Origin of the sequence: Acetobacterium tundrae (assembly GCF_008086615.1) — a bacterium.
Taxonomy (GTDB): Bacteria; Bacillota; Clostridia; order Eubacteriales; family Eubacteriaceae; genus Acetobacterium; species Acetobacterium tundrae.
The window spans coordinates 59,111-82,149 of record NZ_RXYB01000016.1; the positions used below are offsets into that span (position 1 = coordinate 59,111).

General features: G+C 40.3%; 23 protein-coding genes and 1 rRNA gene. 20 read left to right on the forward strand and 4 right to left on the reverse strand.

Annotated features, from left to right (window positions below; translation table 11 throughout):
• Nucleotides 1-3 precede the first annotated feature (3 nt).
• Together FZC40_RS12555 and ribH are read left to right on the forward strand one after the other, a co-directional pair.
• Nucleotides 4-1,206 carry a bifunctional 3,4-dihydroxy-2-butanone-4-phosphate synthase/GTP cyclohydrolase II gene (locus FZC40_RS12555; protein ID WP_148604848.1) on the forward strand — a complete coding sequence of 401 codons (1,203 nt, stop codon included), beginning with the start codon at nt 4-6 and terminating at the stop codon, nt 1,204-1,206.
• A 14-nt stretch (nt 1,207-1,220) separates the two neighbouring features.
• On the forward strand, nt 1,221-1,688 hold the full coding sequence (gene ribH / locus FZC40_RS12560; protein ID WP_148604850.1) for a 6,7-dimethyl-8-ribityllumazine synthase: 468 nt from the start codon (nt 1,221-1,223) through the stop codon (nt 1,686-1,688).
• 85 nt (nt 1,689-1,773) lie between these two features.
• Here ribH and FZC40_RS12565 read toward each other — a convergent pair whose 3' ends face one another.
• Nucleotides 1,774-2,388, reverse strand: a complete 615-nt coding sequence (locus FZC40_RS12565) for a DUF975 family protein (RefSeq protein WP_148604853.1) — start codon at nt 2,386-2,388, stop codon at nt 1,774-1,776.
• Nucleotides 2,389-2,476: 88 nt separating this feature from the next.
• On the opposite strand from FZC40_RS12565, the gene FZC40_RS12570 reads away from it, so the two are divergent.
• The 7 genes from FZC40_RS12570 (at nt 2,477) to FZC40_RS12600 (ending at nt 10,018) form a co-directional block, all read left to right on the forward strand.
• Nucleotides 2,477-2,728, forward strand: a complete 252-nt coding sequence (locus tag FZC40_RS12570) for a DUF1653 domain-containing protein (protein WP_243135810.1) — start codon at nt 2,477-2,479, stop codon at nt 2,726-2,728.
• A 37-nt stretch (nt 2,729-2,765) separates the two neighbouring features.
• The gene (locus FZC40_RS12575; RefSeq protein WP_243135811.1) at nt 2,766-4,004 is read left to right on the forward strand and encodes a Sapep family Mn(2+)-dependent dipeptidase; all 1,239 of its coding nucleotides are present in this window, start codon (nt 2,766-2,768) and stop codon (nt 4,002-4,004) included.
• A 51-nt stretch (nt 4,005-4,055) separates the two neighbouring features.
• Nucleotides 4,056-5,321, forward strand: a complete 1,266-nt coding sequence (locus FZC40_RS12580; RefSeq protein ID WP_148604860.1) for a Sapep family Mn(2+)-dependent dipeptidase — start codon at nt 4,056-4,058, stop codon at nt 5,319-5,321.
• Between the two features lie 95 nt (nt 5,322-5,416).
• Entirely contained in the window at nt 5,417-6,397 is a 981-nt protein-coding gene (locus tag FZC40_RS12585; protein WP_148604862.1) for a biotin--[acetyl-CoA-carboxylase] ligase, read from the forward strand.
• A gap of 3 nt (nt 6,398-6,400) precedes the next feature.
• Complete coding sequence (locus FZC40_RS12590; protein ID WP_148604864.1) at nt 6,401-6,973, forward strand: biotin transporter BioY; 573 nt, start codon at nt 6,401-6,403, stop codon at nt 6,971-6,973.
• Between the two features lie 621 nt (nt 6,974-7,594).
• Nucleotides 7,595-8,530: a glycosyltransferase family 2 protein gene (locus tag FZC40_RS12595; protein WP_148604866.1), complete on the forward strand. Its 936-nt coding sequence runs from the start codon at nt 7,595-7,597 to the stop codon at nt 8,528-8,530.
• Complete coding sequence (locus FZC40_RS12600) at nt 8,531-10,018, forward strand: hypothetical protein (RefSeq protein WP_148604868.1); 1,488 nt, start codon at nt 8,531-8,533, stop codon at nt 10,016-10,018.
• Nucleotides 10,019-10,076: 58 nt separating this feature from the next.
• Here FZC40_RS12600 and FZC40_RS12605 read toward each other — a convergent pair whose 3' ends face one another.
• Nucleotides 10,077-11,429: a sensor histidine kinase gene (locus FZC40_RS12605; RefSeq protein WP_148604870.1), complete on the reverse strand. Its 1,353-nt coding sequence runs from the start codon at nt 11,427-11,429 to the stop codon at nt 10,077-10,079.
• Nucleotides 11,426-12,145 carry a response regulator transcription factor gene (locus FZC40_RS12610; RefSeq protein WP_148604872.1) on the reverse strand — a complete coding sequence of 240 codons (720 nt, stop codon included), beginning with the start codon at nt 12,143-12,145 and terminating at the stop codon, nt 11,426-11,428. Before FZC40_RS12610 ends, FZC40_RS12605 begins: the two co-directional genes overlap by 4 nt.
• 147 nt (nt 12,146-12,292) lie before the next feature.
• On the opposite strand from FZC40_RS12610, the gene FZC40_RS12615 reads away from it, so the two are divergent.
• The 3 genes from FZC40_RS12615 to FZC40_RS12625 are packed head-to-tail and all read left to right on the forward strand — an operon-like array spanning nt 12,293 to nt 14,694.
• Entirely contained in the window at nt 12,293-13,207 is a 915-nt protein-coding gene (locus FZC40_RS12615) for an ABC transporter ATP-binding protein (protein WP_148604875.1), read from the forward strand.
• Entirely contained in the window at nt 13,204-13,956 is a 753-nt protein-coding gene (locus FZC40_RS12620; protein WP_148604877.1) for an ABC transporter permease, read from the forward strand. The genes FZC40_RS12615 and FZC40_RS12620 overlap by 4 nt, the downstream gene beginning before the upstream one ends.
• A gap of 3 nt (nt 13,957-13,959) precedes the next feature.
• Complete coding sequence (locus FZC40_RS12625; RefSeq protein WP_148604879.1) at nt 13,960-14,694, forward strand: ABC transporter permease; 735 nt, start codon at nt 13,960-13,962, stop codon at nt 14,692-14,694.
• A 106-nt stretch (nt 14,695-14,800) separates the two neighbouring features.
• Here the strand turns inward: FZC40_RS12625 and FZC40_RS12630 are convergent, their stop codons facing one another.
• Nucleotides 14,801-15,904 carry an MBL fold metallo-hydrolase gene (locus tag FZC40_RS12630; RefSeq protein ID WP_186843798.1) on the reverse strand — a complete coding sequence of 368 codons (1,104 nt, stop codon included), beginning with the start codon at nt 15,902-15,904 and terminating at the stop codon, nt 14,801-14,803.
• 267 nt (nt 15,905-16,171) lie between these two features.
• Between FZC40_RS12630 and FZC40_RS12635 the strand changes: the two genes are divergently transcribed.
• The 8 genes from FZC40_RS12635 to rrf all read left to right on the forward strand — a co-directional run bounded on the left by FZC40_RS12635 (nt 16,172) and on the right by rrf (nt 22,597).
• Nucleotides 16,172-17,077 (forward strand): ABC transporter ATP-binding protein, encoded by a 906-nt coding sequence (locus FZC40_RS12635; protein ID WP_148604883.1) that lies wholly within the window; start codon nt 16,172-16,174, stop codon nt 17,075-17,077.
• The gene (locus FZC40_RS12640; RefSeq protein ID WP_186843799.1) at nt 17,052-17,867 is read left to right on the forward strand and encodes an ABC transporter permease subunit; all 816 of its coding nucleotides are present in this window, start codon (nt 17,052-17,054) and stop codon (nt 17,865-17,867) included. The genes FZC40_RS12635 and FZC40_RS12640 overlap by 26 nt, the downstream gene beginning before the upstream one ends.
• Before the next feature lie 117 nt (nt 17,868-17,984).
• Nucleotides 17,985-19,469 carry an arylsulfotransferase family protein gene (locus FZC40_RS12645; RefSeq protein WP_148604888.1) on the forward strand — a complete coding sequence of 495 codons (1,485 nt, stop codon included), beginning with the start codon at nt 17,985-17,987 and terminating at the stop codon, nt 19,467-19,469.
• A 241-nt stretch (nt 19,470-19,710) separates the two neighbouring features.
• On the forward strand, nt 19,711-19,911 hold the full coding sequence (locus FZC40_RS12650; protein WP_148604890.1) for a hypothetical protein: 201 nt from the start codon (nt 19,711-19,713) through the stop codon (nt 19,909-19,911).
• 276 nt (nt 19,912-20,187) lie between these two features.
• A complete protein-coding gene (locus FZC40_RS12655) occupies nt 20,188-20,787 on the forward strand; it encodes a TatD family nuclease-associated radical SAM protein (RefSeq protein ID WP_148604892.1) in 600 nt (199 codons plus the stop codon).
• Between the two features lie 25 nt (nt 20,788-20,812).
• On the forward strand, nt 20,813-21,535 hold the full coding sequence (locus tag FZC40_RS12660; RefSeq protein ID WP_148604894.1) for a peptide arginase family protein: 723 nt from the start codon (nt 20,813-20,815) through the stop codon (nt 21,533-21,535).
• A 63-nt stretch (nt 21,536-21,598) separates the two neighbouring features.
• Nucleotides 21,599-22,402, forward strand: coding sequence for a hypothetical protein (locus FZC40_RS12665; protein WP_148604896.1), 804 nt, complete (start codon nt 21,599-21,601; stop codon nt 22,400-22,402).
• 78 nt (nt 22,403-22,480) lie between these two features.
• Nucleotides 22,481-22,597: ribosomal RNA gene (rrf, locus tag FZC40_RS12670) — 5S ribosomal RNA — on the forward strand.
• The last annotated feature ends 442 nt before the right edge of the window (nt 22,598-23,039 follow it).

Consider the following 23,039-nt stretch of genomic DNA (forward strand, 5'->3'; position numbering starts at 1 on the left):
AAAATGTTTAAATTTAATACCATTGAAGAAGCATTGGAAGATTTGAGAAACGGCAAAATAGTCGTTGTAACAGACGATCCCGACAGGGAAAATGAAGGGGACTTTATCTGCGCCGCAGAATTTGCAACCACTGAAAATGTGAATTTTATGGCAGTTCATGGAAAGGGACTGATCTGTATGCCGATGGGTGAAAAATTAATTAAAAATTTAAGTATTCCCCAAATGGTGGTTGAGAATACCGATAACCATGGCACGGCTTTTACCGTATCCATTGACCATATTGATACAACGACCGGTATTTCAGCGGCAGAACGTTCAGTAACGGCGATTAAATGTGTTGCAGATGATGTAAAACCGGAAGACTTCCGCAGACCCGGGCATATGTTTCCCTTGCTGGCAAAAAAAAATGGCGTATTGGAACGCAACGGACATACTGAAGCAACGGTTGATCTCATGAAATTGGCAGGGTTAAAAGAATGCGGTTTATGCTGTGAGATCATGAGGGCAGACGGAACGATGATGCGAACGCCAGAGCTTATTGATTTGGCGGAAACCCATCAATTGAAATTCGTTACCATTAAAGATCTGCAGAATTATCGAAAACAGCATGAAAAGCTGGTTGAGCAGGTGACGGATACAAAAATGCCGACAAAATATGGAAACTTTATTGCTTACGGATATATCAATAAGCTAAATGGCGAACATCACGTGGCACTTGTTAAAGGGGATGTCGCCGACGGAAAGCCGGTCTTATGCCGGGTACATTCAGAATGTTTAACCGGAGACGCATTTTGTTCGATTCGATGTGATTGTGGCGAACAATTTGCGGCAGCGATGAATGCCATTGAAAAAGAAGGCCGAGGCGTATTATTATATATGCGTCAGGAAGGTCGCGGGATTGGCTTGATTAATAAGCTTAAAGCGTATCATTTACAGGATTTGGGAATGGATACGGTTGAAGCCAATATAGCACTGGGTTTTCCTGAAGATATGCGGGAATATTATATTGGAGCACAGATTTTAAGAGATCTGGGGGTTAAAAAGTTAAGACTTTTAACCAATAATCCTAAAAAAATTGAAGGAATGTCAGACTACGGTCTTGAAATGATTGAGCGTATCTCCATACAAATGGATGCTTCAGCGCAGGATATATTTTATTTAAAAACGAAACAAGAAAAAATGGGTCATATCTTAAATTATAAATAAAGAAGGAGATCAAAATGAAAATTTATGAAGGAAAAGTAGTAGCAAAGGGAATTAAAGTGGGAATTGTAGCGGCACGGTTTAATGAGTTTATCGTATCAAAACTCGTAGCTGGTGCGGTTGATGGATTAAAACGTCACGATGTCAGAGATGAAGACATCGATGTTGCCTGGGTGCCGGGATGTTTCGAGATTCCCCTCATTGCTTCTAAAATGGCGAAAATGGAAAAATACGATGCGATTATCTGTTTGGGTGCAGTGATTCGAGGATCCACAAGCCATTACGACTATGTGTGCAGCGAAGTATCAAAGGGGGTAGCGCATGTCGGACTTCAATCAGAAATACCGGTAATCTTTGGCGTTATCACCACTGAAAATATCGAGCAGGCCATTGAACGCGCCGGAACGAAGGCCGGTAATAAAGGCTATGATGCCGCTTTATCGGCCATTGAAATGGTAAATTTGATTAACGAAATATCGCTATGACCGTTTGATAAATGGGTAAATAAAAGCCTTCCCTAAAGATTAATTTTGGGAAGGCTTTTGTTGTGCATCAATTATTTATTTAGAATTAAGCTAATTCAATGGAAGTAACGGTACCATTATTCAAAGCGTTGTTTTTCAGTTCTTCATAAAGACCTGCTAGACTAACAAAGTAATAAGGGTTGGAATAAAAAATGCCAACAATACCGGCAGTAATTAAGCTAAGTAAAAACCAGCCAATAAAGCTTAAATACATGACAAATATTTCGCCTTTATGACCCTGAGTTATCCGCATTGATAGTTTAAGGGCGTCAGTGGCAGTAACATTGGGACAATCTGCTAAAATATAGGGGGTAAGACTGTAAGCGATGCCTTTAATAATACCGGGAACAATCAATAATAACGTCCATAGATAAGTAAATAAATACATCCAGAGCATGCCGCCGAGTTTTCGTCCGTAATTGCTAAAACCGGCAGTAAACATAGTTTCAATACCGGGGGTTTCACCTCTGTAAAGACAGAGTGTAAAGTATTGAAGACCAACCATAATGGGGGGGACTAAAAAAATGGCTCCAAGTCCAAAGGTAACGCCAGAAGCGGCACCGACAATGAGCATGGCCAGTATGACTGCGCCAACAGAAACCCAATAATTATTAGAAAAATGCTGTTTCGAAGTGGATTTGATTTCTTGTCTTGTTTTCATAAATAGCTCCTTAATTTTTAAATTTTTATTGTATTCTTAAGATTATTTGTATATAATAGCACGATTTGTGAAAAAGAGAAAGGGAAAAATGGTTAAAATGGAAAAACAATCAACTCAAATTGATGAAAAAATTGTTAAGGGGCGCTACCGGCACTTTAAAGGAAATGAATATGAAGTCATTTATGTTGGAAGACATAGTGAAACACTTGAGACCATGGTAATTTATCGTCCGCTTTACGGTGAGGGCGGTATCTGGGTTCGTCCAGCTGCCATGTGGAATGAAGAAATAACACATAATGGAAAAACTCAAAAACGCTTTGAATATATTGGAAAGGCATAATCAAAAGAAAATGGAATATTATTTAGACGAGAGAGATATGTTGCAGAATTTAAAAGGATTGTTGCAAATTAATTCAACCAATGCAGATGCCGGTCCGATCATACCGGAGGCGCCGCTTGGTACCGGGATCAACGATGCGATCAATTATATGCTTGATCTGGGAAGTCGTTTTGGTTTTAAGACAAAAAATTGTGACGGCTATTGCGGTTATATTGAAATGGGAGCAGGAGCAGAAATGGTGGGAATTCTAACCCATGTGGATACCGTTCCGGTGGGAGACGGCTGGTCAGTTCCGCCGTTTGATTTAACCATCGAAGGAGATAAGGCTTTTGGACGGGGTACCATTGATGACAAGGGTCCGACGATGGTGGCACTTTATGCCATGAAGGCTCTTGCTGATAAGGGGACCCTACTTAATAAACGGGTTCGTTTAATCATTGGGGGAGATGAAGAGGGGGATGAATGGCATTGTATGAATCGCTATAAAGCGACTGAAGAGCCACCTACGTATGCTTTTTCGCCAGATTCCGGGTTCCCCGCTATCTATGCGGAAAAAGGAATTTTGAGCATCAGTTTGGAAAAAGATTTAGATCCTTCCACGCCAGTTATGGGCTTTTTCAGCGGCAGTCAAATTAATACGGTTCCAGATTACGCCAAAGCGGTTATTTCCGATAAAGTTTTTGAAAGCACTGGAAAACCAGCCCATGCTTCTCAGCCGCAAGAAGGGGTTAATGCCATGTTTATTTTAGCAGATGAGCTCAAAAATATGGGGCTGAATCATCCTTTTCTTGATCTGGTCGGGATGGCAACCCGGGAAGGTTTTAATATTGATTTTGAGGATGAAATTTCGGGAAAATTGACGTTGAATCCCTCGATTGCCAACGTTAACCGTGACAAGGCCGTATTGAAGTGCGATATTCGCTATCCAGTGACCATGACCGGTTCAGAAATCGGACAACAAATTGCCAAGGCAGTGGAGCCGCTGGGATTTTCATTTACGATCAATCATGATTTGGCACCGTTGCATATGGATAAGGGAAGCTATTTAATTGACTCTCTTCAAAAAGTTTATGAAGAATATACTGGCGATACCACCGGGCCCAAAGTGATCGGCGGCGGAACCTATGCCCGAGCCTTCGACAATGCGGTCGCTTTTGGAGGCCGATTTCCTGAGGAACCCAATACCTGTCATCAAACAAATGAATTCTGGAGTATTGAAAGCATGCGAAAAAACTTTGATATAATGACTAAAGCATTGGAAAATCTGGGGCGATAGTGCGACGGATGTCTAATAAAATACGTAAATACGGAGAAAGGGAGGTAAAAAATGACATATCATTTAGATGAAGAAGCTTTATTGGATCGTTTAAAAGGATTATTGCAAATAAAAACGGTGAATGGCGATGCTGGTGTCGTTACTCCAGAGTCTCCACTGGGAACAGGCATTAATGATGCGATAAACTATGTGCTTGATTTGGGAAACCGCTGGGGTTTTAAAACAAAAAATTGTGATGGATACTGCGGATATATTGAAATGGGGGCAGGAAAAGAAATGGTTGCAGTTATAACCCATTTGGATACTGTGGCAGTGGGGGACGACTGGACAGTACCCCCGTTTGATTTAACGATTGATGGAGATAAGGTATTTGGCCGGGGTGTCCTTGATGATAAGGGACCAGCCATGGTGTCTCTTTTCGCATTAAAAGCCCTTAAAGATGCCAATATTTCAATTAACAAACGCATTCGCCTAATTGTTGGAGGAGATGAAGAAGGGGGAGACTGGGCTTGCATGAACCGCTACAAAGCAACTGAAGAAGTGCCAAAGTATTCGTTTACCCCGGATTCCAGTTATCCCGTTATTTTTGCAGAAAAAGGAATTATGAATGTGATTTTCGAAAAAGAACTGGATGCTTCAACTCCAACACTGGAATTTGAGAGCGGAAAACAAATTAATTCGGTTCCAGATTACGCAAGGGCACACGTAGCGGGACAAAGCTACGAAAGCAGAGGAAAGTCGGCCCATGCATCTGAACCGGAAAAAGGTGAAAATGCGCTGATAAAACTAGGGCAGGTCTTAAGAGCAACGGGACTAAAGCATCCGATTTTAGATTTGCTGGAAATTGCCACACCGGAAGGATTCGGAATCAACCTTTCAGATGCGGTTTCAGGGGAACTGACGCTAAGTCCAGCCATTGTTCAAGTCAATGGCAAAAAAGCCACCTTTCGGTGCGATATCCGTTATCCGGTCACTATGAACAGCAGTCAAATCTGTGCGGCGATTGTTCAGGCTACCAATCATTTGGGATTTTCTTTTGAAATGGATCATGATTCACCTCCCCTTCATGTTGATAAAGAGAGTTTCCTGGTAAAATCGCTTCAAAAAATATATGAAGAATACACTGGCGAAACAACCGGACCGGTTGTTTCCGGCGGTGGAACTTATGCTCGAGCCTTTGAAAATGCCGTTGCTTTTGGCAGTGTGTTTCCAGGCGAGGAAAGCACCTGTCATGAAACCGATGAATTCTGGAGCAGGGAAAGCATGAAGAAAAATTTTGATATTATTACCAGAGCGATGGAAGTGCTGGCGCAATAAAAGAAAAAGAAAAGCAGCCCAATTGTCAACCACTGAATAATTTTTGGTTGACAATTGGGCTGCTTTTATGTAGAATACAAATCAGAGGTGAAAAAATGTCGACAAAACAAAATTTATTAATAACCTTAGAAGAAAACAGAGAAAAATACATTTCAGGAGAACAGCTGGCCAGCTTAATGAATGTATCCCGTTCCGCTATTTGGAAAGCCGTAAAATCTTTAAAAGAAGAGGGTTATGATATTGAGTCTACAACCAATAAGGGTTACCGTCTGAATAAAGAGTCGGATATTATGTCCAGTGAAGGAATTAGTCCCTGGCTTTTGCCGGATAATCAGAATCTTGATATTATTGTATACAAAACCATTGGTTCCACCAATCAGGAAGCAAAAAAAATAGCTCTGGAAGGAGCAAAAAAAATAACGGTTATTATTTCTGAAGAGCAAACCCAGGGGCGAGGCCGGATGGGCCGTTCTTTTTATTCGCCGCCAAAGAGCGGTATTTATCTGAGTCTGGTTCTGCGCCCGAATGTTCATGCCAGTGAGGCGGTACTTGTAACCACCGGGGCATCCGTGGGAGTCTGCCGAGCGATACAAAAGGTAACGGGTATCGAACCGCAAATAAAGTGGGTGAACGATATTTATGTAAATGGTCGGAAAATAGTCGGAATTCTGACCGAGGCGGTAACCAATTTTGAAAATGGTCTGGTTGAATTCATTATCATTGGAATCGGAATTAATTTCAAACGGCCTGAAGATGATTTTCCAAAAGATTTGGAAGAAATTGCAGGGGCATTATTTGATAAAAAACCGGATGCCCTCACTCGTAACCGCTTGGCTGCAGAAATCATCAACGAGGTATTAAATATATGTGGAGATTTAAATAAGCGTGATTTTTTAGTGGAATATAAAAGCCATTCCATGGTTTTAGGAAAAAAAATCAAGGTTTGCAAAAACAATCAGTGGCAATCGGCCACCGCCATTGACATTGATAATGATGGCGGATTAATTGTCAGAAATGAATCAGGACAAATTGAGACACTTAATTCAGGTGAAATTAGCATAAGAAGGATGGATTAAATTATGATTGAAAAAAACACATTAAACATCAAAACACTCGTGCTTTGCGGGATGTTTGCGGCACTTATGGCCGTGGGTGCCTTTATAAAAATCCCGCTTCCGGGCATTCCCTTTACCCTCCAAACCATTTTTGTTTTACTGGCCGGGCTGTTACTGGGATCCAGAGCCGGACTTGTTTCGGTACTGGTGTATATTTTTATTGGACTGGCCGGTTTGCCGGTGTTTTCCGGCGGCGGTGGTTTGCTCTATGTTTTAAAACCAAGCTTTGGTTATATTTTGGGATTCGCCCTGGGCGCATTTGTCACCGGATGGATAGCGGAAAGAAAAGCAGCGTCGTCCACCGTTCGATTAATTCTAGCCGCACTTGCGGGAACGGGAGTGATTTATGCCCTGGGTTTAACCTGGTATTATATCATCGCCAATTACTATCTCAATACTCCCATGGGGGTTGGAGCTTTGATGGTTTCAGGATTTCTGATGACGTTTCCGGCAGATATTATTAAAATTGGTTTAAGTGTTGTTTTGGCAAAAAGGCTGGCGCCTTTTGTTCGTCGGAGTATCTATAAAGAAGTCTGAAAAAAAAATGCCTGAAGTTCCACTATTTGTGTTGGGACTTCAGGCATTTTTGTGTTTTCAGATGGATTCATGTGATTTTCAATTCAAATTAATGAGTCTGCAAGGAGTAAAAAATTTCCTTTATAAATGGTATAAAAAGCACCACTTAAATATTCCTTAATTATGAATGTTTTCTGTTTTTTTTGTGATGGTTGTGTGTCTTTCAAAATTATTTAATGGGAGCGGCTAACAATCGCTGTTGTCATGTCCAACTGCTCTTGGTTTCAAAAAAAGCTGGAAAGTCTGTCAATAGCGCATAAAAGCTTGAATGAGCGTGGCATTGGTAGGCAAAAAGAATGAAATAAAGGGTTTATGGTATTGATCTCAAGGGTATAAATATCAAAAACGATGATGAAATGCAGAGTTAAGATTTTTTTAATTTACCCTGCAGATTTGTCAAATTGCTTGAGTGATATTCAAGTTGCCTCGTTTCATGATATAATTAATAATAAATCCGCCCTTGGGAAGGTCTTTGCAATGAGTATACAAACCTCATTAATAGGGCTGGATTTTATTTCTTCATGGAAATAATTTTAATATTTGGACGTTCGGGTTTAACCGGGAGCGTGAAAGTGAAGAGTGATGGATAAAGAAAAGATAAGCCTGGTGATCCCTTGTTATTGCGAAGAAGAAGTGATTCCGATTTTTTACAAGACACTGATCGAAAAAGTGATTTCGCAGTTATCAGAAATAGACTTTGAAATTCTATTTGTGGATGATGGTTCCAAAGATGAGACATTAAAGATGATAAAAAATCTCAGTAAAGCAGATAATCGTATAAAATATATATCTTTTTCTAGAAATTTTGGGAAAGAAGCAGCCATTTTTGCAGGGTTAAAACACGCAACTGGAAATTATGTAGGGATTATGGATGTTGATTTGCAGGATCCGCCGGAACTAATTGTTTCCATGTATGAGATGCTTAAAAGTGAAGAATATGACTGCGTGGCAGCTCGTCGGGGAACCAGAAATGGGGAGCCTCATATCCGTTCTTTTTGTTCCAGACGTTTTTATAAAATAATCAATAAAATCTCGCAAATGGAAATTGTGGATGGCGCCCGTGATTTTAGACTCATGAAACGATCCATGGTTGATGCTGTTTTAGAAGTGCAGGAGTATAATCGCTTTTCAAAAGGAATTTTTGAGTGGGTTGGTTTTAATACGAAATGGATTACCTATAAAAATATTGAACGAGCGGCAGGAAAAACCAAGTTTTCATTTTGGAAGTTATTTATCTATTCTTTGGAAGGCATCGTTGGGTTTTCGACCGCACCATTGGCTATTGCATCAGTCACTGGTCTTATTTTCTGTGGATTCTCTTTCATAGCGATTGTGGGTATTATCATCAGACAAATATTTTGGCAGGGTTCGGCTTTTGGCTGGCCGTCTTTGGTATGCATCATTTTCTTTAGCAGTGGGATTCAATTATTCTGTACCGGAATTTTAGGTCAGTATTTGGCAAGAACTTATTTAGAAACAAAGAAACGACCGATTTTTATTATAAAGGAAAAAAACTAAATGAATATGCAAAAGAATACGATCATAAATTATTTAGCTTTAGCCATAGCAGCCTTTCTTTTTTTGCTTTTCTTTTCCTATGCAACCAGCCCCATATTCAGCAATAATTACGGCATTTCAGATTCTGCGATATTTTTACTCGTTGGCAAGGGAATAACCAGTGGACACATCCTTTATCTGGACTTGTTTGACCATAAGGGACCGGTATTGTTTTTTTTAGAAGCGCTGGGGTGGCTGATCATTCCAGATCGTTTTGGAAGCTTTTTTATGCAATGGATTTTTATGGTTGCCGATCTTATTTTGATAGTCAAAATGGGACAACTGTTTTTAAATAAAAAACAGGCCTGGCTTCCAATTCTTTTCTTTTTCTTAATTTTAGCATCAACTTTTGAAGGCGGTAACTTAACAGAGGAATTAAGTCTGCCTTTTCTTTTACTGCCGCTATATCTGGTTCTTCGGCATTTAAAAAAAGAACCCATCAAAAAAGCCCATCATAATCCGCTTTATGCGTTTATCTATGGGATTTGTTTCACCCTGATTGTATTTATGCGATTGAATAATGCGGTACTCATTGGAGCCATTGTGTTGGTGGTGATGATTCAACTATTTACTAATAAAGCATATGTTGATTTTTTCCATAATGTGCTTGGCTTCATTGCAGGGGCACTAATTACATTCGCGGCAATAGCAAGTTATTTTATTATTAACCATGCTTTTGGAGATATGATTTACGCAACCTTTTTGTTTAACATGAAGTATGCAGAGGGTATTTCAGGAATTTTCTCACCGGAATCGCTTGTTAAATTCGCCTATTCGGTATCACCGGTTGTTTTTTCCGGCTGTATGGGTATCTATTATTTATTGAAAAAGGAAGACAAATATATTGGATTGCTTTTAACAATTGGCTCATTGGTTACCTTTTTTTCGCTTCTGCTCGGAGGAATTTTTTATCATTATTTCACATTAACAACCCCATGCTTTGTCCTAGCTATTATTTTACTTATCGAACTATATGTTAAAAATGAAAAAAAATTGTGGCAGGGCAGTCATCGGGGGCTGCTTGTTGCGGTGTTGGTTCTTTTTATGACAAGTTGTGTAATTTATTTATGCTTTTGTTTTTCTACAATTGTAACGATTGCAACAGAAGAACCGGATACGGACTATTATGAAAATGCGTTGACTATTAAGAGTTCGATTCCTGAAGAAGATCGGGATAGTGTTTTTGGTTATGAGATCCCGGCCGGCTGGTTTTTAATGGCCGATATTACCCCTTGTTATAAATATTTCACGTTACAAGAATGGTGGGGATTATATGATCCCCAAGTGATCGTCGAAATGAATAATATGTTGAAAAATAATCCGCCAAAATGGATTGTCATGACGAATGATCAGGAGACTAACGCCGAAATCTATGATGTTCTCGGAACAAACTATGAATTAGTCACAAAAGATGAAGAAGTATCGCTCTACCATCGGATAGCAGAATAACACGCAATCGGTCAGTTTATCAATAAACCTTAAAAGATTGTAGTCAAGTTCGAAGTAGTTATGGATTAAAAATCAGTGAAGCAGAGCCGCCTCCAGAAGATGGATTCTCAAAGGTAACCTTTCCGCCATGAAGTTTCATGATCCGCCGAACGATGATCAGACCGAGTCCATGATTTTCAAGAAATACCGGTTCATCTGAATTTCCCAGAACTTCAGGAGGATAGCCTTTCCCATCATCACTGATTTTGATGATGCACCCGTCCTGGTATTTCTTTATAGAAACATTAATGATGCAGCCGTTCCCATTGTGTTGGATGCTATTGTCAATCAGGTTAGTAATGGCACGATGGATCAACGCTTCATCACAAAGAAGAGATAAACCATTGGAATCCTCGGTGGCCTCAAGGAAAATTGAATAGGAGTCACTGAGATCGTTGTTGTTAATATAGTCTGCAGCAATACTCCGTACCATCGCAGCCGGCGAAACCTTGCTAAGATGCAGGGGCTGCATTTCATATTCAAGCTTGGATGCGATGTTCAAGTCGGCAACCAGGGTTTTAATACGCTGACTTTGTTCACGGATGATTTTGGCTTGATCCTGTTCCGCAGGCAGGAGGTTTGGATTGGTTTCCAATTGACTGGAATAACCCATTACCATCGACAGTGGGGTGCGAATATCATGGGAGACACCGGCAATCCATTCAGTACGGGTTTTGTCACGATCCGCTAAGCGCTTTCCCTGTTCCTTAAGAACAACAGAGGTTTCATTAAGAATTCGCGCAACTTCTCCAGTAACCCCCTTTGTGGGCAAGATGATTGTTTCTTTTTTTTGCAAGGCAGTGATGCCCTCATAAATGGGCTTTAGTTTTAGATAGAGCCATGAACCCAGTAGCAGAGCCAGGATAAGTGCTGCCACGAAATTTAGAATTAAAAATCCACCAAGATAAGAAGGTATCTGGGAAATAGTGGCTTCGGTTGAGGTTATCGGGTATTTCCAAATACTTCCTTTTGGTTCACCCAATACCATGAGGCCATCCTCAGATTCCCAAACCGATACCGGATAGTCATTGAGGTACCAGCGGGTAAAGGTCGCAATATCGGTAAGGGTGTAAGTCAAGGGAACATCGGCAGGAAGGTTTTTGCTCCAGACAACATTGCCGTCCTGGCTGATAAGCATTGCCCAGGAATATTGCGCGTCAAATTGTGCAGCTGCGGTTTCATTGAGATAATAAGCGCCGTCGATATTTGTCAGTCCATCAGCAATTGCACCGATATCATATTTTGAATGAGTGACACTGGGATTTTTCATGGCCCAGTTGGCAGTGAATAGGATATTGACAACAACCAGTAAAAGCGAAATGGTTGCAGTTAAAAGGATGGAACCGATTATGATTTTACGAAGGCTCTTCATAGAGTTGGATCCTTTACCAATTTATACCCCATCCCCCGGACCGTCAGTAAATATTTTGGCTGGGACGGATCTTCTTCTATTTTTTCCCGGAGGCGACGAATATGAACCATCAAGGTGTTTTCATAACCGTAGAGATCATCGTCCCATGCGCAGCGGCAGAGGTTATCAGACGTGACGATGTTCCCCTGATTATCCCAAAGCTTTTTAAGCAGGGCGTGTTCTTTGGCCGTTAGTGTTTTTTTCCAATCACGAGCTTGAACCACGCCGCTTTTAAAATTGACGGTCACATTTCCCAGTACCAGACATTCGTCCTGGGAGGGTGGAGTCAACATAGGCTGGTAAACCCGTCTGAGGATGCCACTCAAGCGAAGAACCAGTTCCCGGGGAAGAAAGGGTTTGGTAATGTAATCATCGGCACCCAGTCCCAGCCCGAGAAGCCGGTTTTCATCCTCATCCCGGGCAGACAAAAACAGCATCGGTACATTGGATTTCAACCGAAACTCCTGCATTAGCGAAAACCCGTCACCATCAGGCAGCATTATATCTAGAATCACCCCATTGGGCTTTTCAGCTCCGAAGATTTCCCGGGCCTGCTGGCAGCAATCGGCAGTCAGCACACTGGAAAATCCGGCCTGATTCAATATCTTTTTTAACATGATTAAAATTTCCGGTTCATCATCCACAACCAGAAGCGTTGATTCAAAAATTGTTTTCATTATTATCACCCGACTGTATTATACACGAAAAAATAGTTGTATTTGGGACTGAAATTAAAATTAAGGTAAAAGTAAGGCAGGAGACAAACCCCTGTAAGGTTCAAGGGCTATCATAAGCATGTAGAAAAAAAGAAGGAGTGCATGTTTATGAGTAATGTCATCGAGACCGCAGGTCTCAGCAAAGAATATGGAAATGTTTATCGGGTCAAGGATGTCGATCTGCTGGTTCCTGAAGGAGCTATTTATGGGTTCCTGGGACCAAATGGAGCGGGAAAATCAACAACTTTGAAAATGGTGTTAGGTCTGGCAAAACCCACCGCCGGGGAAATATCGGTTTTTGGAAAAAGAGTTAACAGCAAAAACCGACTGGAGAATCTTAAAAATGTGGGTTCCCTTATCGAATCTCCCAGCTATTACGGGCATTTAACCGGAGCAGAGAACCTCCAGATCTTTCAAACCCTCCGGGGTGTTCCCAAAAACAATATTGATGAAGTTCTGAAAATAGTCAGGCTGGATAATCAGAAGCACAAAAAAGTCAGCCAGTATTCCCTGGGAATGAAACAGCGGTTGGGGTTGGCCAGTGCGCTTTTGGGTTATCCCAAACTGCTTATTTTGGATGAACCCACCAATGGGCTGGACCCTGCCGGGATTCAAGAAATGCGGGAGTTGATTCAGTCCCTGCCCCAAAAATTCGGAATGACCGTGGTGGTGTCCAGCCACCTGTTAAGCGAAATCGATCAGCTGGCAACTCGGGTGGGGATTATTCGGGAAGGGGAGCTGGTTTATCAGGATAGTTTGATGAAACTTCATCAGTACAGCCAGCAGCATCTCGCGGTTCGAACCATGAATAATGAGGTGACCAAATCATTCCTGAGTCAAAATGGGGTTGCTTGGGAAGCACAGGACGATTATCTGATCATCCCCCAGATGAAAGATTCAATGATGGCAGAAATCAGTAAGGTCCTGGGACAGAATAATATTGGCCTGGTTCGCATTGAAGAGCGCAAAAAGAGTCTGGAAGATATCTTCCTGGAGTTGACCGGAACGGCGGTGAGTTTATGAGAGAGGCAATTGGAATGGAGGCTTTAAAAACAAAGGGACGAAAGATTTGGTTGGTGGTGGCAGTCATGATGGGGGTTCAGATGCTGTGGGCTGGCTGGGCTATTTCCAACAAGGACGCTAATGATCTGGTTCAGGGATGGCTGTTTTTTCTTTACCAATTTCCCATGCTCAACTGCATCATCATGCCGGTGATCGCGGCAGTAGTGGCGTCTCGCCTATGTGAGGTGGAGCATAAAGGACAAACATTTAAGCTCCTGGAAACCATTGTTCCAGCCAATCGGATCTTTGATGCCAAGTTTATCTGGGGTAGTATCTATATGTTTGGTGCAGCATTGGGACAGGTGGCCATTATGATTGGTATGGGTCTCATGCTACATTTTGGAGGACCGGTGCCATGGGGCGCGCTGGGTGGATATTTGTTTTTTACCCTGGCGGTGAGTTTGACTATTTATGCTTTTCAACAGGTGGTATCCATGCTCTTTGCCAATCAAATGGTGCCCATGACACTGGGACTCGTTGGCGGTTTTATTGGTCTGTTCAGTATGTTTTTTCCTCAGGGCTTTCAGAAGTTTATCCTTTGGAGTTATTATGGGGTGCTGATGCAGATTGGTATGAACTGGGATCAGAATACTCGGGCAATAGATTTTTACTGGACTGCTATTGATTGGTCGGGTTTTGTACTGCTTTTTGTATTCTTTGGACTGATATACGGAATTGGCCGGATTTTATTTGTACGAAGGGAGGTCTGAAGGATGTTCATACGTGTTTTAAAAGCGGAAATGATCAAGATGCGACATAGCCCGGTTTGGTTGGCATTTTTATTGATTCCCATTATTCCGGCCTTTATGGGAACCTTCAATTACCTGAATAATCTGGAGATTCTGGAGAATGAATGGTATAGTCTCTGGACCCAGCATACCCTATTTGCCTGTTATTTTTTTCTGCCGGTACTGATTGGTATTTACTGTTCTTACCTTTGGCGGTTGGAACACGCCAATCATAATTGGAATGCGGTTATGACGGCGCCGGTTCCCATAACCCACCTATTTCTGGCTAAATTGATCATGGGTTCGGCGATGGTGGTGTTGACTCAGCTCTGGATCGGACTATTGTATATTTTATCCGGATTACTGGCTGGGGTTTCGGGACCGATACCCCCGGAACTTTCGGTCTGGCTTTTCTTTGGGGCTCTGGGCGGTATGGTGGCATGTGCCCTGCAGCTCTTTATATCACTGGTGATTCGCAGTTTTGCAGTGCCGGTTGGTATTGCTCTGATGGGCGGCATTGCAGGTTTGGCATTGCTATCCAAAGGCTATGGCATCTGGTTTCCCTATGCCCTGATAACATTGGGGATGCGGGCCAATGATCCGGCTGCACCCATGTCGGTGGGAGAAATTCAATTTATTCTAGCCTGCGCGGTTTTTATGGCTGGGTTCAGTCTATTTGCCATCATCTGGTTAAAAAGGCGGGATGTGGTGACGGGTTAATTAAGTAGATTAGAAACTAAATAAAAAGAGAATAGAAAAAAACAAAGCCAGTGTTTATCGGAGACGACTACCGATAAACACTGGCTTTGATCGTTATTATGCTAGTTTAGCTTGGCGGATTACAAACCCCACAGGGTGTCAGCCCTAGAGCGTGAACCTCATCCAGATTGTTCAGATAGATCCGGTTGGATTCCTTGGGCAGGCTAGGGCAGGTTGGCAAATGATAGATCTTGGAATTTTTATTCCCGATATAGGTGGCAGTCTCTGAAGTGGCCGTGCTTGCCGGCGTTTTCTGAGCAGGGTTGGTAGTGGCAGCGAGACCGTTATCCACGGCCTGATAGGACTGGGTTGGGGCAATGCCGGTTTTGTTAAAGGTTAATTGATCCCCCTGACAGGTGGCAATGATCGTCCCCATGAGGTCGGTGCGAAAGATAGTGGAGCCGACGTCGTTGAGACGGCTCAGCGTTTCCTCATGGGGATGACCATAATCATTGTTGGCACCACAGGAAATCACCGAGTACCGGGGATTCACAGCACGAAGAAAGACGTAGCCTGTTGACGTGGAGCTGCCATGATGTCCAACCTTCAGAACATCGGCTTCGAGATTGATGTTCTGGGCAAGTAGTTCCTGTTCGGCTTGTTGTCCCATATCACCGGTAAAAAGAAAGCGGTGGTTTCCCCGGGTGACCTTCAGCACTAGTGAATCATTATTGACGTCTTCATGAACGCTAAGCGGGCCTAGAAAATCAATGGTTGACCCGCCGAAGGCAAGTGTGGTTCCGGGAGAAGGGGTGGAGACCGGCACGTTTTTAGCCTTCGCCGCGGCAATGAGCTTCTGAGAGGCGGTGGTATCTTCGGAATTGGTCACATACAGGTTTGAAACGTCAAGATTAGCAACCACATCGGCTAAACCGCCGGCATGGTCGGCGTGGTTATGAGTGGCAACAACGTAATCCAGTTGAGAGATCCCCAAACTTTTGAGATAGTTAATAATAGCTCCTCCATTTTCCGGATTTCCGCCATCAATAAGCATGGTATCGTTATTATCGATTAAAAGAATGGAATCCCCCTGCCCCACATCTAAAAAATGAACGGCCAGAGAATCCTGAGGGGTAAAGGTTGCCGTTGATGTGGATAGAAATTGACAGCCGGTAAACAGTAAAATAAGACTTAGAATAAGGGATAGACAAAGCCATAATTTTCGTTTCATCATTGCGCCTCCAGAGCGTTTAATCGAAATAGGTTGAATTAAAAGCGTTAGAACAAGAGTGACGATAGTTAATGATAATTCTTAATTAATATACGCTAATTTTACCATATAAAAAGAATCATTGCTTGTTTTTCAAGTGCTCTTTGGATGCTTGTGAATGATAAAAATAGCAGGCCTTTACCTTTTTACTGTAATAAGTTACAATAAGGCGACGAGATGAATTGAGCAAGAACCAGTATTCCGTTAAAAGATGGAGGAAAGATTCTTATGAAAGCAATCGAAACCGTACATTTAACAAAGAATTATAATGAAATTCTGGCGTTGAAAAATGTCAATCTAACAGTTGATGAAGGAGAAATATTTGGGTTAATAGGACCAAATGGTGCGGGAAAATCGACATTTATAAAAATTCTATTGAATTTTATTTTTCCCAATATCGGTCATTGTAAAGTGTTGGATCTGAATTGTACAAAAAATTCAGCTGAGATAAAAAAGCAAGTTGGATATGTACCTGATGAAATTCGGTATGATCCAAATGCCAGTGCCGAGGAGTTGTTAAAAACGACCCTGGCTTTTCATCATATCAAAACCGAAGATGCTATCGATCCCCTATGTGAGGCGTTAGAAATTGATAAGTCAATAAAATTTGGCGAACAATCCATCGATAATGAAAAGAAAATCGCTATTGCCTGTGCATTGATACATGAACCACGGTTGCTAATCTTGGATGAACCAATGAATGGGTTGGATCCTTTAATGCAAAAACGACTTTTCGAAGTATTAAAAGATGCAAATGAAAAGGGAACCACCATTTTTTTATCGAGTCAAAATTTAAAAGAGGTTCAAGATTATTGTACCCGAGTTGCATTTATCAAGGAAGGACGGATTTTTAAAATTGAAGACTTAACAAAAGTACGAAAAAAATATATGATTATCGAAATAAAAGCAGAATCCTTTGATTTAAGGGATCTTGAAATTTTAGGTGGGCGGATGCTTAATGTTTCAGAAAACATGGTTAAATTTTCCTATGATGGCGATGTTGAGAAGCTTTTAAAAACCCTCAGCATGATGACGATAAAAGATATAACGATAAAAAATGCCTCTCTTGAAGATGAAGTTTTAGATTATTATGAAGGAGGGCATAGCGATGACACTCTTGAAATTGGAATTTAAAAATATCTTTCGGGGTCTACTGTTTTGGATGGGCATACTTATCGTTGTTTTGGTCGTATTTATGGCTTTTTTTCCCGCAATGGAATCCAGTACCATCCAAAATCTAGTTAGAATGAAGCAGGGTGCCCTACCAGCACCACTGCTTGCCGCCTTTGGTCTTACCGAGGTGTCGGATTTTAGTGATATCAAGGTTTATTTTGCTTTTATCATGCAATTTATTAATATTGCGATTGCGATATACGCAGCACGTGCAGGAACATCAGCTCTTATAAAAGAAGAAACAGATGGAACCATTGAATATTTATATGCCCAACCAATTACACGAAGCGGCATTGTTGCAGCTAAAATGGTCGCACATTTTTTAACGTATTGTCTTTTGATCATTGTCCTGGAAATGGTATCACTGATCCTGGTTCTTGTTTTCAGTTCGGGGAAATATGAAGTTATTGTATTATTATTGAACGTGAAAGGAATATATTTAGGAACGTTTATATCAGGTTTTATTTTTATGATATTAGGCCTTTGGTTTTCAGTAAAGCTTCGCAGTACCAGACAAATTGGATTGACGGCAATGTGGATGGTTTTTGGCACTTATAGCATCGGAATTTTTGCAGCGCTTGTTGATGCGGTGGGCTTTTTAAGATATCTCTCTCCCCTGGACCTTTTTGAACCGAACCACATTTTGGCGTCGGGTATTAATCTGAAAGCGTTAGGCTTATGGGGGGGCGTAGTGATTCTTGCAATAGGAATGACTTTTGCTTTTTACAACAAAAAAGATTTAAAGGTTTAATGTTTTTTTTTATAGACAAAATAAGGATCATTTAGACTTACTTAAAAAGGACAAAACTATTATCCGAAATTTAAGAAGTCTATGTGATAATAGAGCAAAAAAAGGAGATTATAATTTATGGATAGCTCGAAAAAATTTATGATTGTATCAGTCAGTGGCGCGATATTGCTGATTATTTTAGTCAGTTGTACACTGGCCTACTCTGGACGTGATAACACGCTGATGTCAGATAAATCACTTAATTTAACAATCAACGGATTTAATGTAGAATTGCCGCTGGCAGAGGATGGTGCCATTTATGATGCCGTCAGTCTGAGCAGTGTTTCTACCAATACCATTAAACTGAATAATGAAACCGGTGCGACGGTTAAAATTGATGAAAAAGGTATTGGCGCAGGAAAAGCTATTGATTTAAAACTCGATACCTTGTCATCAAATAAATTGATCAAGATTACCGTGGATAATGAAAAAGATGTAAAAACTATTTATTTAAGGACACTGTCTTCTCAACTTCCGCAAATAAATTCAGCAGGAGAAAGCAGTTATGAGGGAAATTACTACGCCGCGTTGGCTACAGGGGGAGCCGCGCTGTATGAACTAAATAATAAAGGCGAAGTTGTTTTTTACATTGCAAAATCTCAACAAGAAGCGAATGGTGAAACATACAGCGATTTTAAAAAGCATACTTTAGAGGATGGCACCGTGCGTTATAGCTATCAGCGAGTTTATGGTGATAGTAATGGGATCGGAACGGCCTCTGGTGAACGGGTAATTCTTGATGAAAACTACAAGGAAATAAAAACCATTACCTTAGCTCTGAGCAAATTTGCAAAAAAAGGTGATCCGATAGATGGGCAAGATTTCATCTTAATCGATGATAATCATTATATTGTAGCAGCATCACAACTGGTGCTTGTTCAAAATGTGCCGGAAGGCTTGGGCGCAAGTTCGATGGGATCAAAGGTAGTGCGAACCCTTATTCAAGAAGTGAAAGATGATAAAGTCGTCTTTGAATTTACTACTGATTCACATCCGGAACTCTATGGACTAAGTGTAAAAGGCAATGATTATAGCAATGCTACCAGTCAAAGTCCGGATTATACCGGATTTGATCGGATGATCATTGATCCAGCTGATAATAATCTGATTGTATCGTTTAAAAATTTAAATACAATCATGAAAATCAATCGTGATACTGGTAATATCATGTGGAAACTGTCAGGAAATGGTGATGAGTTTGGCTTGACAAGTGAACAAAAAACTTCAGGGCAAAGTGATATAGCGTTAACAAAAGAAGGTTATTTAACGATTTTTGACAACGGAACCAGCACCGGGCAAACCCGAATCTTAAAACTTAAATTAGATGAAGTCAATAAAAAAGTATTAGAGTTTCAAGAATTTAAAGTGTCCGGAGAGACGGCGTTGGCAGATGGAAGTGCCCAGAGAATTGGCGACAATATAGAAGTATATACGATTGGTTGGGGTCAAACTAAGGAAGGAACGAATGCAATTTCAGAAATTGATTTTAATACCGGGAAAAAACTATTGGAGATTACCCTGCCACAGGGGGTTTCAAATGATCGGGTTCAAAAAATAAAATAAGCAAAAAAATTGATATCGAAGAACAGCTAGGGGCCACTTATTAAGGGGCCCCAGCTGTTTTCGATAACAGGGATCTGATTGGTTTTAAAGAGGCGCGCTGGAAGTCTGTTTTATTATTATAAAGACAGGATTAGTGCACAAAGTAGGCGTTATTTTTCCCTAGAAATGATTTGTATGACTAAGCGGTTTGATCTATAATGAAACAAAGATGATTAATCGAATACAAAAGGAGAAAAATTAAATGGCGCATAAAACGATCGAAAAATTTAAAAAACAACCGGAAACTGATGGCGTAGAAATTCTTGAAATGGAACTGACTGAATATATGTTCCCTAAAAGCGGAACTGGAATTTGTCCTCAATGTGGTGGTAAAATGAACGGTGTCGGCCTTGAATGGGAATGCGAAGGTTGTGATTTAAAGCTTGTTGGTCCCTTGTTTTAAAGCAGACTATACTAAGAAAACACATTAACCAAGCAAAAAGACTGGGGAATGTGTTTTTTTATTTACATAAATAAGTTTATAAATTCAAGAGCAATAATTGGCGAGGTTAGTAGAAATAATTTGTTTTTCGTGACTTCTAGAATAGATATGGTAAAATGTTGTTGCGTTTTTAGATGCATGAGCAGTTAATATAGAGATAAAATAATAGATTTGTAAAAAAAAGATAGAATTAGATGTAACAAATTGATTGTGAAAATATCCTGGGAGGAAAAGAAGATGACGATTACCTATGAATTAGGGAAATCTTTATATGTAAATATGACAAACCGATGTAGCAATGCTTGTACATTTTGCATTCGAAGAGATGAGCCCACAGTAAATGGCGTAGATGATCTTTGGCTGGAAAAAGAACCAACCAAGGAAGAAGTATTAGAAGATATATTAAAACGGGATCTTAGTCAGTATAAAGAACTTGTTTTTTGCGGATATGGAGAGCCTTCTTATCGATTGGATGAAATCTGCGAAATTGCCAAAGAAGTTAAAAAGAGATATCCGATACCAACCCGTCTTAATACCAATGGCCACGGTAACTTGATTTTTAAAAAGGATATGACACCTTATTTAAAGGACGCAATTGATGTGGTATCGATCAGTTTGAATGCAAAAGATAAACAGGAATACAATACGCTATGTCGCCCAGTTTTTGAAGATGCCTATGAGGCTCTGTTGGATTTTGCCCGCCTGGCTGGCAGATATACAAAGGTTGTGTTAACGATTGTTGATATATTACCGGAAGAAGATCAGGAAGCCTGTCGAAGAATCAGCAAATCAGTGGGAGCAGATTTAAGAATTCGCTCGTATATTGATGTGGGGTGACTCGCATTTATAGAATGGCTGAATAATGAAAAATAACAACTTAAAACCCAAATGCTTGTGCGTTAAGGGGAAAAACATTATGGTGGTGGATGATCATCAATACGCTTTATTGGTATGGGGACAATTGTTTCAGCAATCAAAAAAATCATCAATTCTGGTAAGTATAGATTACCATCCAGATACAAATCCGTCGTTTTGGCTTTACGCTTATCAAAAAGCGATGGCGATCAATCCGGATAAAGAAGCGGTTTTGGTTGACCGGTTTCAGAAAAAGATCCTGTCAACGCTTGATCCCTTGAATTTGAAGACCATTGAAGGTGCCATGGGTAAATTACGAAATGACGAGCACATTTATACGGCCATGGAATTGGGTTATATAAAAGACTATCATATGATAAATTGTATGGAAAAACATCAATACCTGAGGGGACACCACTATCTAGTGTCTGAAAATCACTTTGGCAGTCTTGATGATCATATGTTTGAAGACAGTGTGTTTTCTATGAAAAATTTAAGTCAAGACAATCTTATCCTGGATATTGATTTGGATTATTTTTCAAGTCTGAAAAGTTTTGATCTTGATCTGAATAGAAATACGGTATTCAGCCAACTGGTGAATCAGGCGCAGCTGATTACGATCGCCCGATCGGAGAGCTATTTTAATTATTTAAAGAAAGCAGACTGCACCATAGAGGAATGTGAAGAAAAGCTAATTGATTTGTTAGAAGAGGTGCTGAAGATGCGATAACAGGTATGGATAATACCAGTAGAACTTAGTTATCGCTTTACTATTTAGAATGGAGATCGTGTTATGGGCATACATACTGAAGAGGACAGATTGATCAATTTGCCAAAATCCCACTGTGAAGAACGAATGCTGGCACTGGGAAAGAAGAAATATGAATTAAAAAAACATGTCCATGAAAAAAAGAAAAGCATGATTGTGCTTCTCACAAAAACGGTTTTCGTATCGAAAGAGCAACGCATTACCATTACTTTAAATGAAAAAGATGAAAAGAGCACAGAAGTAATGATTCGATCAGAAATGATTTCAAACACACAAGTAAAAGATCATGGCGAAAATCAAAAAAAGATCAGTGCACTGTTCAATTATCTTGAAGGAAGAAATTCAGAAAATCAGGTATCAGATAATGACGAAACAGATGTTAAAAAGAGTGCTCGACCCAAAAGTAGTTTTTTTTCATTTGGCAAAGAAAAAGCAAAACGCGATATGTGTATGATGGCTACCTATTTAGGCGGGCATAAAGACTTAGATAAATCGCTGAGAGGGAATCTTGAAATCTATTCTAATGAAGTTGATTTTACTGTCGTTGGTCCAAGGTTTAGGATTTTGCCCAGCGAGATTAAAAAGGTAACGATCTGCTCAAGTTCTGAAATAGTATTAAATTCAAAGTGGCAAGCTTCCCTTTTTAAAGAAAAATTAGAAAAAGACAGGAATGCAAGCGATAGAGAAAAGGAAAAGAAGAATAAAATTGTGATTGATTATGTCAGTGACGATGGATTGGCTTATTGTATTTTTAGAGCAGAGGGCCAGTTTGAAGTAGAGAAAAGCCTTCAAAAAGCACAGGATTTAATCAATAATTTTATAAAATGATAAAAAGAAAAGATAATGGTTGACAATGAAATAAAAAACAAGTATACTAAAGTAGTTGAATTAAATAAAGTTAATTAGTCTCGCGACGATGGCGGAAGGGCTACACCTGTTCCCATACCGAACACAGAAGTAAAGTCTTCCAGCGCCGAAAGTACTTGGTGGGTAACTGCCTGGGAGGATAGGACGTTGCGGGGCTTTTATATTTTTTGCACAAGGAATTAAAGTTGTGCAAAAAAAAGGCGATGAATACGGATAAAGGCTTGCTTTTTATTCGTGCTCATCGCCTTTTTTTTATAAATAGGGAAGCCAGTGATCATGGCAAGATTAACAGAAAGTAAGTTTATATAATCATGCCTAATTTTAACTCAGGTAGAGTTATCATCAAACAAAGATATTCAAAAGAATAGCCGGAAAAGTGTTTAAACAAATATTATAAGGGAATATAAGTGATACGAATAAAAAAACCAGAAAAAACCAGAATTAAATTAAAAAAAGGATTGACAGAGTGTGATAATCGGAGTATACTAATGAAGTTGTCCCGAACAGGGGCAGCGCAGCAAAAAAAGCGATTTAAAAACAACTTAAAAAAAAGCTTGACAACTTAAGGCAGCGACGATATAATGTACAAGCTTCGTAA